This is a genomic window from Bradyrhizobium sp. SZCCHNR3119, assembly GCF_032487775.1.
Classification (GTDB): Bacteria; Pseudomonadota; Alphaproteobacteria; order Rhizobiales; family Xanthobacteraceae; genus Bradyrhizobium.
The window spans coordinates 866,876-880,135 of sequence record NZ_JAUEUV010000002.1; the positions used below are offsets into that span (position 1 = coordinate 866,876).

Genomic DNA, 13,260 nt, shown 5'->3' on the forward strand with positions numbered 1-13,260 from the left:
GGAATGAGAGTTACGTTGACAGTGCACTTAACTTCGGTGCATGCGGACGCGCGACGACGGCCGCCTATCCCCCGCAACGGCTTCGATTGCCGTTGCTTCACGCTTTCTTCTCGCACGCCAACGCTATGTCTCCGGCATAACGAGAGCTGAAAATATCGAAAAGGCAGTCGAACAGCTTCCTCCGCGTGAGCTCGCGCGGTTACGCCCGTGGCTCCAGCCGGTTCGTCCAATCAACCTGTGGCGGACCCTTCCCTCATTGGATGTTGAATCGCGCGCCCGGGCATTCGTTGGTGACGGTCGTTCCGACGAGCTGCGCGGCGACCGACGTCGGCTTCGGGATCGCGACGATCATCCAACGCCCTTTCTTGTTCAGCCAGAACCGACCCGTCGTCGTGGCGATGCGACGCTCGGTGTATTTTTTCGTCGCGATCAAGGGCACCTTGGACTTCGGCATGGGGACTTCCTTCCAGGGGTCGAACGAATAGAAGTCCAGGAAGAAAAAGTGCCATTCGATTTTTTGGAATTCATGGTGCGAGACGACGACCTTGACCATCGAGCTTCCCGTAAGCCATGCCGCGCCCATCGGGTCGGGTTCGACCTGCAGGCATTTTGTGTGTAGCGGCTCCTGGACATAGAGAAAATTCGTTCTCTGACTTTGCGAAAGCATCGCCGAGGTCACTGGCTGCCCCACATTTGCATCGCCGGCCGGCCCCGAACAGATCGGCACTGTGGGCGGGCCTTGTCCGGTCCATGGGTTGTTGCTGCAATAGATGTAACGCGACCATGACGACCAACCGGTGGACGCCGTTTCCTCCGCCTTGCCCGTCTCGCGGTCCCAAATGCCGGTGAACTTGACCGTCTTGCTCGGCGGGCAAGCCGTCTGAGGAGGCCCGGTCCACCAATGGGTGGTTTCGAACTCATAGATCGATTGCTTCGGGTACGGGTACATGACCACCTTGGCGCTGGTCAGCGCGTGGTGCGCCGAACACCCTTCCCCCTTCGTATCGAGCCAGCAGAAGATCGGAAAGGTTTCGCTCGGCCAGCAGCCCGCGCGCGCCGAGGACGACCCCAGAAGAGCGATCACGACAGCCAACCCAAAGAGACAAGCACGCACTGGCGTTCTCCCGCATGCATCTTCCAGTTGAGATTGCCCCGCTTCCTCGCCGCGACCTTTGATCGAGATCAACCACATTGATCCCATCGACCACGGGCGAGCTGCGGACGTTCGCTCCACCTTGCGAGCCCGTGGCAGTCAGTGTGCTAAGGTCGGCGGTCGGCCGGCCGCCGTCCTCATCCTGCGCCATTTCGCCCAGGTGAAGTACGACCCGCGCCAGACAATCCGGAGCCGGCAAGCAAGCCTGGATTGCTTCGTCGCCTGCGCTCCTCGCAATGACAGACCACCGGCATCGCGCCGGTTGGGAGATGCCGGTCCGCACCGCAGACGCGGCCGTCCAACTGATTTGCGCCGGGGATTGCGGGTGACAGTGCACTTTATCAGTAGGACCGCCGGACCCGGCCCGCATTGCGAGCTCCATCCCACGATCAAACGCAAGCGGCGACACCGCGCTTGCATGCCTTCGCCAAATTCCGTACGCGATGAAGGTCGTCTATACCGACGAAGCCCTCAACGACCTCGCCGCAATCGCCGATTGGCTCATGCTCCACCATCCGACCGTCGCGCTGGCTGTCGAGCGGCGCATCTGACGTGTCGTTGCCCACATTGCACGCTGGCCCACGAGCGCAAGGCGGCTCCCGGCCCGCCCCGATGTTCGCGTTATTCCGCTTGGACGCTCCCCTTACGAAATCTTCTATCGCGCGACCGACGACACGATCGAGATACTTCATATCCATCATGCCGCACGGCAGCCTTGGGACCCGAAGCCATAGAGCGCAGCATGAACTTGGACCATTGGACCAGAGGCTATACGCAGGCCGAACTCGACGATGCGCAGGCGAAATTCGGCCTGGTCTTCCCACCCGATCTCGTCGCGCTATTGAGAGAGCGCCGACCGGTGCGCGGCCATGACTGGGCCGATGAAGCCGCCATTCGCAGCATGCTGGAGTGGCCCCTCGAGGGGCTGCTCTTCGATATCGAGCATAACGCGCTATGGTGGTCCGAATGGGGAGAGAGGCCTGACCACCCGGAGGCACGCGCCGAAGTGCTCCGCTCCGTTCTCTCGCGCGCGCCCAAGCTGATCCCCTTGCTCAGCCACCGCTATCTTCCGGAGCAGCCACACGAGTCCGGCAATCCCGTGTTCTCTGTCTACCAGGCCGACGTGATTCATTACGGCGCGAACCTGGAGGACTATTTCGAGCGGGAGTTCAACGGCTGGGGACATCGGCCGTGGCCGGATCAGATCAGGTACGTTCCGTTCTGGTCCGATCTCGTCGAGCGCAACTGTTAGCGAGCTGCGTAGCCCGGGTGAGCATTAGCAACATCGGGGGTCTCACGCGTTTTCCCGGATATCGCTTCGCTCATCCGAGCTTCTTGCCAATGGCCGTCAACGCAGTTTGCGCCGCCGATTGAAACCGACAAAGCTTGCGCCCAACAGTCATTTTCGGCAGCCTTTTCAAGCTGATTTGGCCTGTCCAGTCCCTCGCGCAAAAATATCCTTCTTTCGCTTTTTCGGAAATCATGATCTTATCCGCTCGTCCCGCCTCGGCACGAGGGGCGTATCGCGATCGTCACGACACGCGGGGTGGGATGCGGTGGGCGGATCGGGTTGCAGCGTGATCATTCATGCCGACGAACAACCTGATGCGCACGGCGAAATCGTGTGGTCCTGGCATCCCGGTGCTGATGCCCAGCGCAACGCGCTTAGTGCGTTGCGCTGACGTGACGAGGCTTCGCCTCGCGCGGACGGGGGCAAGAAAGCCGGTCCCCGGGGAGAGCGCGTATAAGCGTTAAAACCATCGCGCAGGGAAGGCCGGTTGTAGGCCGTACCTGTGGTGACTGCCGCCTGCTTTTCTTCTGCAGGCGGGCCATGGGTGCTGGCCTTGCATCCGGCCTTCCCTGCGCCCTCGATTTCGAGAGCGTGAAGCTACCCGTGCATCTCTCGGGCACCTCGTGCCGCGAGAACGTATCATCATATCTGCTGTCGGGAGATCTGCGGTTTGACAGTGTGGAACGAGTCGAAGCCGCTCCGTCGGCAAAGGACGGGAGGCCCGTGTTGGGCAGCGAAGGCCAGGCGCAGCGAGGCTGCACGCTCCGCGTCGATCGATCCGCGCCGCCGGATGGTCGCGGCCCTACTCTCCGCCGACGCCAATCCGGTTCGGCAGCCGCTTCTCCAGCGCATATTTGAAGAGCGCGACCGTACGGAATACCGCATGCGCAAACTTGCCATAGGGCAAGGTCAGGAACAGCGCCATCACGGTGCCGAGATGGATCGCAAGCCACAGCGCCATGAACCGGGTGTCGCGGAGCACGAGCAGAGCAAGCCCGGTGAGGCTGACGATGAAGAGCAGCGCGATGAAGCCGCGGTCCATCGGCCGCTGCGCGGCATCGCCCCGCTCGGGACTACGGTGCAGGTTGAGCCAGAGCAGGCCCGCAGGGCCGACCAACAGGCCGATGCCTCCGACCGTGCCGAGCATCACGGGAAGGCTGAGCCAGGGATATGGCGCCTCATAGGCCAGGACGTAGTGGTCAAGCGTCGCCACGCTGGTGGCGGCGAAGCACAACAGGAAGCCGTACATCGTCAGTTGGTGAAACCAGCGCCGCGACAGCGTGAAGCGATCGTCGTCCTCGTTGCAGCCCTCGCCATGGCCACCGCCGAGATAGCGCAGCCGGGCAACGTCGCTTGCCGCTTCCACCGCGGCCGGACCGCGCGCCTTGGCCAGCTCGGCCGCCCCCGGCGGGATCGCTTCGCGCGCCGGCGAGATGTCGCGCCAGAACCTGACGACGCCGACCGCGAAAGCCACCATGGCGAACACGAACACGGCGCCGAACAGGCTCGCCAGAAGATTGTGCGGGAAGATCGCATAGAAATTCCCGCCGAGCGGCTTGTCGGTCAGCCCGCCGGCGATGGCGGTCGCGAGCACGAGAAACAACGCAAGCCCGCCGGCCAGCGCGAGCGCAAGCGTCAGGCCTTGACGCTGATAGAGCTGTCCGAAGCTGGAAGGCCACGCATAGTGCCGATATGTCCGCCCCCTCACCTTCGCCATTGCCTTGGGCACGTTGACGACGAATTCGTGCGGCGGCGCATATTGGCAGGCGTAGAGGCACGCCCCGCAATTGTGGCAGAGATTGGCGAGGTAATGCGTGTCGGCCCCCGTGAACTCGAGCCGGCGCGTCATCGCCGGAAACACGGCGCAGAAGCCCTCGCAATAGCGGCAGGCGTTGCAGATCTGCATGACCCGCGCGATCTCCTGCTCGTCCTTGCCGAGTAACGCGCTCAGGTCCGGCATGGTGGAGCCGGCCGCGGCCGCGATCGTCTCAGTGAGCGGCGGCATAGGCCAGCTCCTCCTTGAACTCGGGATGATGGAATCCGGCGCTCGCGGCGGCATTGACGCCGGCGATGCGGCCGAACGCGGTGCCGATGCTCATGCCGACCCCCGCGGTGTAGCCCTTGCCCAGCACATTGCCGGCCATCATCTCGCCGGCCGCAAACAGGTTGGCGCTTGGCACGCCGGCAAAACGCACGGCGGCGCTCTCGTCGGTCTTCATCCCGAGATAGGTGAAGGTGATGCCGGGCTTCAGCGGATAGGCGAAGAACGGCGCCGCATCGATCGGCTGGGCCCAATGGGTCTTCGGCGGGGTCAGCCCCTCGGTGCGGCAGTCATCGAGCACGGTGTGATCGAAGCTGCCGGGGCGGCAGGCGGCATTGTAGGCGTTCAGGGTTGCGGTGAAGCTCGCGACATCGAGACCGATCTTCTGCGCCAGCTCCTCCAGCGTCTCGGCCCGCGTGCCCGGAAACACCGGCGGCATGAAGCGGCCGACCGCCTTGCGATCGATGATCGACCATGCGGTCTGCCCGGGCTGTTGCGCCACGAGCCGTCCCCAGATGGCGTAGCGCTTGGGCCAGAAATCCTCGCCCTCGTCGTAGAAGCGCTGCGCCTCCCGGTTCACCACGACACCGAGCGAGACGCAGTCGATGCGGGTGCAGATGCCGCCGTCGTAGAGCGGCGCGCGGGCGTCGATCGCGACGCAGTGCGCCTGGGTCGGATCGCCGATCGCGTCGGCACCGGCGTCCAGCATGAACTTCAGCAGCACACCCTGGTTGAAGCGCGTGCCGCGGATCAGGAAATTCTCCGCCGGCCATTCGCCGCGCTCGTTGCGGCCCCAGGCTTCGCGCTGCCATGCGAGATTGGATTCAAATCCACCGCAGGCCAGCACGCAAGCCTTGGCAGCGATGCGCATCCCGCTCTCGGTGATCGCGGCGACGAAGCGCCCGTCCCTGAGCTCGAGGCTCTTCACCGGCGTGTCGTAGCGCACGGCAATGCCGAGCCCGGCGGCGCTGCGGTAATACGCATTCACCAGCGCCTTGCCGCCGCCCATGAAGAAGGCGTTGGTGCGCGCCACATGCAGCGCGCCGGAGAGCGGCGGCTGGAAGTGCACGCCGTGACGGCGCATCCAGGGCCGGCAGCGCGAGGAATGCCGGATCACGAGCCGGGCCAGCCGCTCATCCGTCAAGCCGCCAGTGACCTTGAGCAGGTCCTGCCAGTATTCCTCTTCCCTGTAGGCATCGACCAGCACGTCCTGCGGCGCATCGTGCATGCAGCGCAGGTTGCGCACATGCATCGAGTTGCCGCCACGCCAGCTTTGCGGCGCGGATTCCAGCAGCAGCACCGAGGCGCCCGCCTCGCGCGCCATCAGCGCCGCGCACAGCGCGGCATTGCCGCCGCCAATGACGAGAACGTCCGGCTCTCCTGCCATCAGATGTTTGCTCCCGCAGCCGTTGGTCCGGCGAACCGGCCGAAGGAAAGTGCCGGCCCCAATGTGATCGTGAGCCCTGGATAGGCGCCTTCCATGACCAAGGCCATATCGTTGCTGCAAGCGAACCAGCCCGGGAGCCGCGAGCCATGCGCACAGAGCGGTGCTTCGATCGGTGCGATGCAAGGGCCGGTGTTTTGACCGGCACCGCCCAGCGAGCGCTGCCAGACGTTGCCGCCGCGCGCGGCTTGGCTGTTGAATTCGGACACGGTCTCGACAAAAGCGGTTTCGGGAATATCGATCATGCGTGCCAGACTGGTCGCACGATCAGCGCGCTTCGGATAGCCGGATGCGATATCCTGCACATCCGAGCGCGAGAACGGCTTAACCTTGCCCCACCCGCATTTCCACAAAAAGCGACGATCGCAGATCAGCCACGCGGGAATCGCAACCTCGGCATGGGCAAGCTGAGCGTGGCCGAATTCATGACTGTATCCCGCCACTGCCCCCCGATGCGACCCCGGCCGGAGCGCTCGCGACGAGCTAACGCAATTTTGCGTGGCTTTAGCTTCCTGACTGAAACAAAGTTCCCGTTCGGTCGTTCCTGTAAACCTTCCCGCCAAACCAACGCCGCGACGAGCGTAGCCTTGAGGGTAGCACCATCATGATCAAATCCCGATTGCTGATCGCCGGTCTCATTGCAGGCGCAAGCGCGATCGCAGTCCCCCTCGTCACCGCCGTCGCTGTCCAGGACACCGGGCTCGCGCCTCAGGATCTCGCCGTGCTCGCCGGCGTGATCCAACTCGTCCGCCAGGATTACGTTCATCCCGTGGGCTCGGACGAACTGGTCAAGGACGCGCTCAAGGGGATGCTCCGTCGCCTCGACCCGCATTCCGATTACATGGACGAACAGGAGTTCAAGGATTCCAAGGCCGACATGGCCGGGAAATTCGGCGGGCTTGGCATGCAGATTTCGCAGCAGGAGGGCGTGGTGAAGATCATCGCGCCGATCGATGGGACCCCGGCCGCGCGCGCCAAGCTCGAACCGGGCGATGCCATCGTCATGGTCGACCACACCAGCACGCAAGGGGTCAGCCTGCAGAAGGTGGTCGACGAATTGCGCGGCGATCCCGGCTCGAAGGTGACGGTCACCATCCTCCGCGGCAAGCAGGAGCCGTTCAACGTCACGCTGACGCGGGAGATCATCAAGGTCGCATCCGTCAAGTCCGAGCTCGAGCCCGGCGGCATCGGCTATATCAGGATCACCCAGTTCGGCGGCGACACGGCGGATGGCTTCAAGAAGGCGATCACGGATTTCAAGCAGGGCCCTGACGGCGGCGTGAAGGGCCTCGTGATCGATCTGCGCAACGATCCCGGCGGACTTTTGACCGCGGCCGTCGACGTCGCCGGCGATCTGCTCGACGGCGGACCCGTGGTCAGCATTCATGGCCGACAGGCAGACGATCAGCAGAGCTTCGCTGCACCGGCGCATGGCGACATGTTGCCCGGCGTCCCCGTCGTGGTTCTGATCAATGGCGCCTCGGCGTCGGCCTCGGAGATCGTCGCCGGCGCCCTGCAGGACCGGCACCGCGCCACCATCATGGGAACGCAAAGCTTCGGCAAAGGCTCGGTACAGACCATTGTCCCCCTGAAAGGACACGGCGCGGTACGGCTGACGACCGCGCTCTACTACACGCCCTCGGGCCGCTCCATTCAGGATGACGGCATCGCCCCTAACGTCGTGGTCGAAGCGCCCAAGGACCAGCAGATCGGCGGCGGCCCCCTGCTGCGCGAAGCCGCGCTGCAGGGCGCGTTCAAGAATCCGGGACCGCTCGGGCCGACGCCCGGCGCGAACACGACGCAGGCCGCACTGTCGCATGAAAAAACCACGTCTTCGGCCCCGATCAAGGCCGACCTGATCGGCAAGCCTGGCGATGCGCAGCTGAAGGCGGCCCTCGCCTATCTGGATGCGAATGCGGGCGAGCAGGCGAAATCGACCGGCGCGCCCCAGACGAGTCCCGACGTCAAGTGACCACCCCTCTTCGGTGCGGCGCGAGGTGATCGATGACAAAGTTTGCGAAGGGTGATCACGTCTCCTGGAACTCGGAGGCCGGCCATGTCACCGGCCGCATCATCGCGGTTCACGTGCGCGACTTCGACTACAAGGGGCACCGCCATCACGCCTCCAAGGCGTCGCCACAATACGAGATCAAGAGCGACAAGAGCGACCACATCGCGGCGCACAAGGAGAGCGCATTGACGAAGCTGAGCGGCAAATAAGACCGCGGTTCGGATGGGTGAAGCAGCGCACCGTTCCGAGAACACGCCGCCGCCCAGCGCTCCTCCCGTCTTCACCATCGGCCATTCCACCCGCTCCATTGCCGAGTTCGTCACCTTGCTGCGGGCCGGCCGCGTTCAGCTCGTCGTCGATATCAGGCGCATCCCGCGCTCGCGGACCAACCCGCAGTACAATGCCGATGTGCTGCCTGCCGCGCTTGCGCACTATCAGATCAACCACACGCGCATTGCCGAGCTCGGCGGCCTGCGCAAGGCGAGCGGCATCGCGCCGGAGACCAACGGCTTCTGGACCAACCAAAGCTTCCATCATTATGCGGACTACGCCCTCACGGACGACTTTCGGCGCGGCTTCGATCGTCTTCTGCAAGTGTCAGCCGAGCAGCGCACGGCCATCATGTGCGCGGAAGCCGTGTGGTGGCGCTGTCATCGGCGCATCGTGGCCGACTATCTGATCAATGCCGGTCGCACCGTCTACCATTTGATGGACACCGATCAGGTACAGGCAGCGACCTTGTCGCAAGGCGCCGTGCGCGCCGGAGACGCGTTGATCTATCCGGCGTCGGCGGACCGGGCGTAGAATGGGTTGAGCATCGCAATCCCGCCGACCACGACGTCAGACTTGGTGGGTATGGCTCCGCTCAACTCAGTCCATGGCTGCTGGGATAAATCGGGCTGCCAGCATCCGTCATAGCGAGCCGAGCGAAGCAGTCCCCGCGAATGGCCAAGGCATATTCAAGATTGCGACCAATCGGCCCACCTTCCTGAATAATGCGGCGCTAGACTGCGGCCCCGGCTATCTCCGAGATGAATCGTCCGCAGCGCTCGACGATCAGATCCTTGTCGTTGTCCAGAGTCGCCACATGGTAGGAGTTGTCGAGCCAGAGCAGGCGCACATCGCTGGAACTCACCTCCTGCGCGATTCGCTTGCCATTCGTCGACGGCACGATGTGATCCTCTTTGGAATGAATCGCGAGCGTGGGACAGGTGACCTTGCGCAGCAAGCTTTCGGTTGCCGCAATCAGGACGTGGACCTGCCGGAGGCAGGCGACCGGTACCTCCTGATAAGCGAGCTCTTTGACGCCTGCAGCCTTGATGTCCGAGCCGATGCCCGGGACACGCTTCGGCGCTGCGCCGTCCGATATGAGTTCGGCCATTGCGCCGTCAAAGATTCCGACCGCGCCGTTAATCGGGATGGCGCCGGCCACGATGTTCGGAAATCGCGCGGCAAGATTGAGGGTAATCGTGCCCCCCATGGAGAGGCCGGTAACGAATACTCTTTTGCCCTGACCTGCCAGTTCATGAAGAGCCTGCTCCGCCGACGCCAGCCAATCGAGATAGCCGGTCGTCTCCATATCGTCCGGCGAGGTGCCGTGGCCCTTCAGGCGCGGGCCGCTCACGGTAAAGCCGAAGCGTCGGTGGAGCTCTTCGCCGAGATACCGCATGCTTTGCGTCGATCCAGTGAAACCGTGGAGCACGAGGACCGCGGGTCCCTTGCCCTGCATGAAGAACGGTTCGGCTCCAGCCATCACCTCAGTCATGTCATCTCTCTCCTGTTGTCATCCTGCGGCCGCAGCCGTTCTCGCTTGGTTATCGAATGCCTCAGGACTGACGCCTCGCTGAATAGGCGGCCGCCGCGACGCCGATAATCGTCCCCTGCAGCATCAGCTTGGCAGGCTCGCCGAGCCCGAGGCTCGTCAGCAGGTTGAAGCTGAACGTCAACATCAAGGCGGCGACGGTTGGGCCGAGCACGCCCCCCCTGCCCGAGCCGAAGGTAACGCCGCCGAGAATGACCGCCGCGAGCGAATTCAGCGCCAGGTCGCGGCCGATATCCATGCTGCCGACACCGACAAAGCCAATGAGCAGGAACCCGGAAAACACGGCGAACAGGCTCGACAGGACGTGGACGATCGTCACCACTCGAACGTAGGGAATGCCCGAAACCCAGGCGGCCTGCGGATTGGCGCCGATGGCATCGATATAGCGGCCCAACACCGAAACCCGCAGAAAAATTGCAGCGGGCATCAAGAGGCCGAGCCAGACCAGCAGCGCGACCGGGAAGACGCCCACTCGCAGCTGCCCGATCTGGCGCAACAGCACGGGCGCGTCCCCTGGCGACCTTAACTGGCTGAACGAGACGACTACGCCGCTGATGATCATGGTCATGGCCAGTGTCACGATCACCGAGGACGCACGCAGGCGCGTGATGAAGAACGCGTTGATCAATCCGACCGAAGCACCGAAGGCCAGGCAGATCAGGAGCAAGACCGGTTCGGAAAACGGCAGCAAGCCGCTCGTAAGAATATAGCTCACGCCGACAATAACGCCGCCGATGGAAAGGTCGAGCGACAGGACGCGCATGCAGAGCGACTGGCCTATGACTGCGATTCCGAGCGGAGCCGCCTGACGCGCGATCAGGAACAAGAGCAGCGGGGACAGCAACGCTGGACGGACCAGGTAGGAGGTGCACAGCAAAATCACGAGGGCGGCATAGGCGAATGGAAGCTCCCGAACGGCACTTGCCGCCGAGCGCAGCCTTTGCCCCCACATGAGCGGTCTACCCATCGTCACCTCGGTCATGCGCCGATCACCTTCCGCCTCTGCAGGCCGATCGCCAGCAGCAGCAGGCAGCCCGTGGCCGCGGTTCGGAGGAACGGCGAGATACCGACCAGATTCATTCCGTTGGTCATGAAGCCGAGCGTAAGGACGCCCGCAACGACACCGGTAACGCTGCCGGCACCGCCGGCCAGTTGAACCCCACCCAAGGCGATGGCGGTGACGGAGTCGAGCGAATAGGACGCACCGATCGTTGCGTCACCTCCGGCGACCCGTGCTGTCAGAAAGGTGCCCGCCAACACCGCACTGAGAGAGCAGATCACGTAGCAAGCGATCCTGTGCAAGGTGACGGGAACCCCATTGCGAGCCGCGCTGGTCGGATTGGCGCCGATCGCAAAAATGCGGAGCCCGAAGCGGGTGAGGTGCAGCATCGCGGCAGTCAGACCCACCGCCGCCACGCACCAGAAGAACGCGGCCGGGATACCGTCGACTTCCGAGACTGCAAGCGTCCTCAGATATTCCGGAACCACCCCACCCGGTACGGGATGGATCAGTAAAGCCAAGCCTTGCAAGAAGGTCATGGTCGCAAGCGACATGACGAGCGGATGGACGCTGAACAAGGTCACGCCGATTCCATTGACAAGCCCGGCAGCAATGCCGACCGCTAATACAGCAGGCATTGCCAACTGGGGATCCAGCGTGACGAGCATCGCGCTCGTCAGGCTCATGACCGAGCCGACGGAAAGATCGATGCCCCCGGAAATGGCAATGATCATCTGTCCCAGCGAAACGATCAGAAGTCCCGCGATCTGGCTGTTGACGTTGGCAAGATTCTGAAAGCTGAGAAAAGTTGAGGATGAAAGACAGAGGATAAGGAAGAGGGCTAACGGCAGCACGAGCGTCATTGCCTTGATGCCGGAGCGGCCCGGTGTGCGCAAAAGCCTAAGCATTGGCGCTCCCGGCCTGGGATCCGTCGGCGGACGATTGTTCGGTCAAGGCAAAGCGCATAACCTCCTCCTCGCTGGTCATAGCGCCGTCGAGTTCTGCGGTGATGGCGCCACCACGTACGACCACAACCCGGTCACAGAGCCCCAATACTTCCTGCAATTCGCTCGAGGTCAGCACGACCGCGCCGCCGCCATCCGCGAAATCTCGCAACAATGCATAGATCTCGGCTTTGGCGCCGATATCGACGCCGCGGGTCGGCTCCTCCAGAAGAAGCACATCGACGCCGGACGCCAGCCAACGTCCGATCATGACCTTCTGCTGATTGCCACCTGACAGCATTCCTACGAGCTGTTTGGGACTCGTCGCGCGAACTCGCATGCGCTCCATGAGGCTGGCGACGAGGTCCGTCCTGACCTTTGCGCGCTGCCAGACCGAGAAACGGCGAAGCATGCCGAGCACGATGTTTTCCGAGATCGACAGCGAGAGATAGAGCCCTTCAGACTTCCGGTCTTCAGGCACGAAACCGATACCCGCGAGCGCGGTGGCGACCACGGTGAGATCGAGTGGATGCGAGCCGTCCCCAGCGGCGCTCGACTTTGCCACTTGTCCCTGGACCGCCGGCTGCAATCCGGCGAGCGCACGGATGATATCGCGCTGGCCCTGCCCCTCGAGTCCCGCGAGGCCAAGGATTTCTCCGCGCCGCACCGCGAATGAAACCGAAGGACCGCCCTCCGCTGCAACCAAGCCGGACACATCGAGCGCGGAATTCGAAGATCTCTGCAGCGGCTTGCGAGCGGGATAGAATTGCGTAAGCACGCGCCCAACCATGAGCGAGATAAGTTCGTCGTGGGTGAGATCTCGCGCGGCCCGCGTTGCGACATGCTGGCCATCCTTGAGCACCGACACCTGGTCGCAGAACTTGAATATCTCGTCGAGCCGGTGGCTGACGTAGAAGATCAGCTTGCCTTCCGACTTGAGTGAAGCGATCAATTCCCCAAGCTTCTCGACCTCGGGCGCATTCAGCGCGGCCGTCGGTTCATCGAAGATGAAGATGTCTGCGTCGGCCGAGATTCCCTTGGCGATCTCCACGAGCTGCTGATCAGCAACGGAGAGCTCGCGGCAATATTCGTCAACACCGATCCGGCTGCCGAGGCGCTTCAAGGCGACCTCCGCCCTCGCGCGCATGACTCTGCGGTCGACCATGCCGCGGCGCGTAGGCTCTCGACCGAGGAAAAGATTCTCCGCCACGGTAAGGTTTGGCAGCAGCGTCAATTCCTGGAAAATCGTCGAGATGCCGGAACGCTGCGCATCGTGGGGGCTGTCGAGCCAAGCGGCCTCGCCGCGTAGCAAGATCCTTCCTTCGTCCGGCCGATGCACGCCAGCAAGCAGGTTCATCAGCGTGGATTTGCCGGCGCCATTTTCGCCGGTAACCGCATGAACGGAGCCGGCCGCGCAATCGACAGACACCTCACTAAGCGCCACGTTCGATCCGAAGCGCTTGACGACCTTATCGAACGAAACCAAAGGAGCGGAATCGTCCCGCCGCGACGTTCCACCCGCCGGGTGAGCTTCAGCGAGAGGAGGCACCACGT

14 protein-coding genes are annotated in these 13,260 nt (G+C 63.4%); 5 read left to right on the plus strand and 9 right to left on the minus strand.

What is annotated here, in order from left to right; genetic code table 11:
• Positions 1–253: 253 nt before the first annotated feature.
• On the minus strand, positions 254–1,186 hold the full coding sequence (locus tag QX034_RS31280; protein ID WP_315703653.1) for a hypothetical protein: 933 nt from the start codon (positions 1,184–1,186) through the stop codon (positions 254–256).
• A 533-nt stretch (positions 1,187–1,719) separates the two neighbouring features.
• On the opposite strand from QX034_RS31280, the gene QX034_RS34105 reads away from it, so the two are divergent.
• Both QX034_RS34105 and QX034_RS31285 read left to right on the plus strand, forming a co-directional pair.
• A complete protein-coding gene (locus QX034_RS34105; protein WP_409977512.1) occupies positions 1,720–1,887 on the plus strand; it encodes a type II toxin-antitoxin system RelE/ParE family toxin in 168 nt (55 codons plus the stop codon).
• Between the two features lie 8 nt (positions 1,888–1,895).
• A complete protein-coding gene (locus QX034_RS31285) occupies positions 1,896–2,405 on the plus strand; it encodes a hypothetical protein (RefSeq protein ID WP_315729189.1) in 510 nt (169 codons plus the stop codon).
• A gap of 70 nt (positions 2,406–2,475) precedes the next feature.
• Here QX034_RS31285 and QX034_RS31290 read toward each other — a convergent pair whose 3' ends face one another.
• The 4 genes from QX034_RS31290 to QX034_RS31305 form a co-directional block, all read right to left on the minus strand.
• The gene (locus tag QX034_RS31290; protein ID WP_315703651.1) at positions 2,476–2,637 is read right to left on the minus strand and encodes a hypothetical protein; all 162 of its coding nucleotides are present in this window, start codon (positions 2,635–2,637) and stop codon (positions 2,476–2,478) included.
• 609 nt (positions 2,638–3,246) lie between these two features.
• Positions 3,247–4,449: a tricarballylate utilization 4Fe-4S protein TcuB gene (gene tcuB, locus QX034_RS31295; protein ID WP_315729188.1), complete on the minus strand. Its 1,203-nt coding sequence runs from the start codon at positions 4,447–4,449 to the stop codon at positions 3,247–3,249.
• Positions 4,433–5,872 carry an FAD-dependent tricarballylate dehydrogenase TcuA gene (tcuA, locus tag QX034_RS31300; RefSeq protein WP_316189533.1) on the minus strand — a complete coding sequence of 480 codons (1,440 nt, stop codon included), beginning with the start codon at positions 5,870–5,872 and terminating at the stop codon, positions 4,433–4,435. The genes tcuB and tcuA overlap by 17 nt, the downstream gene beginning before the upstream one ends.
• Positions 5,872–6,174, minus strand: coding sequence for a hypothetical protein (locus QX034_RS31305; protein WP_316192091.1), 303 nt, complete (start codon positions 6,172–6,174; stop codon positions 5,872–5,874). The genes tcuA and QX034_RS31305 overlap by 1 nt, the downstream gene beginning before the upstream one ends.
• Before the next feature lie 359 nt (positions 6,175–6,533).
• On the opposite strand from QX034_RS31305, the gene QX034_RS31310 reads away from it, so the two are divergent.
• Genes QX034_RS31310 through QX034_RS31320 form a run of 3 tightly spaced genes read left to right on the plus strand, consistent with a single transcriptional unit; the run spans position 6,534 to position 8,744 of the window.
• Entirely contained in the window at positions 6,534–7,901 is a 1,368-nt protein-coding gene (locus QX034_RS31310; RefSeq protein WP_316196247.1) for a S41 family peptidase, read from the plus strand.
• A 32-nt stretch (positions 7,902–7,933) separates the two neighbouring features.
• Entirely contained in the window at positions 7,934–8,149 is a 216-nt protein-coding gene (locus QX034_RS31315) for a DUF2945 domain-containing protein (RefSeq protein WP_315729185.1), read from the plus strand.
• A 13-nt stretch (positions 8,150–8,162) separates the two neighbouring features.
• Positions 8,163–8,744: a DUF488 domain-containing protein gene (locus tag QX034_RS31320; protein WP_315703645.1), complete on the plus strand. Its 582-nt coding sequence runs from the start codon at positions 8,163–8,165 to the stop codon at positions 8,742–8,744.
• Positions 8,745–8,943: 199 nt separating this feature from the next.
• Here the strand turns inward: QX034_RS31320 and QX034_RS31325 are convergent, their stop codons facing one another.
• From QX034_RS31325 to QX034_RS31340, 4 genes are all read right to left on the minus strand, one after another.
• Entirely contained in the window at positions 8,944–9,705 is a 762-nt protein-coding gene (locus tag QX034_RS31325) for an alpha/beta hydrolase (RefSeq protein WP_315743415.1), read from the minus strand.
• A 61-nt stretch (positions 9,706–9,766) separates the two neighbouring features.
• Positions 9,767–10,729 (minus strand): ABC transporter permease, encoded by a 963-nt coding sequence (locus tag QX034_RS31330; RefSeq protein ID WP_315730923.1) that lies wholly within the window; start codon positions 10,727–10,729, stop codon positions 9,767–9,769.
• Positions 10,730–10,740: 11 nt separating this feature from the next.
• A complete protein-coding gene (locus QX034_RS31335) occupies positions 10,741–11,670 on the minus strand; it encodes an ABC transporter permease (protein ID WP_316196248.1) in 930 nt (309 codons plus the stop codon).
• Positions 11,663–13,192 (minus strand): sugar ABC transporter ATP-binding protein, encoded by a 1,530-nt coding sequence (locus QX034_RS31340; RefSeq protein ID WP_316196249.1) that lies wholly within the window; start codon positions 13,190–13,192, stop codon positions 11,663–11,665. Before QX034_RS31340 ends, QX034_RS31335 begins: the two co-directional genes overlap by 8 nt.
• Positions 13,193–13,260 lie beyond the last annotated feature (68 nt).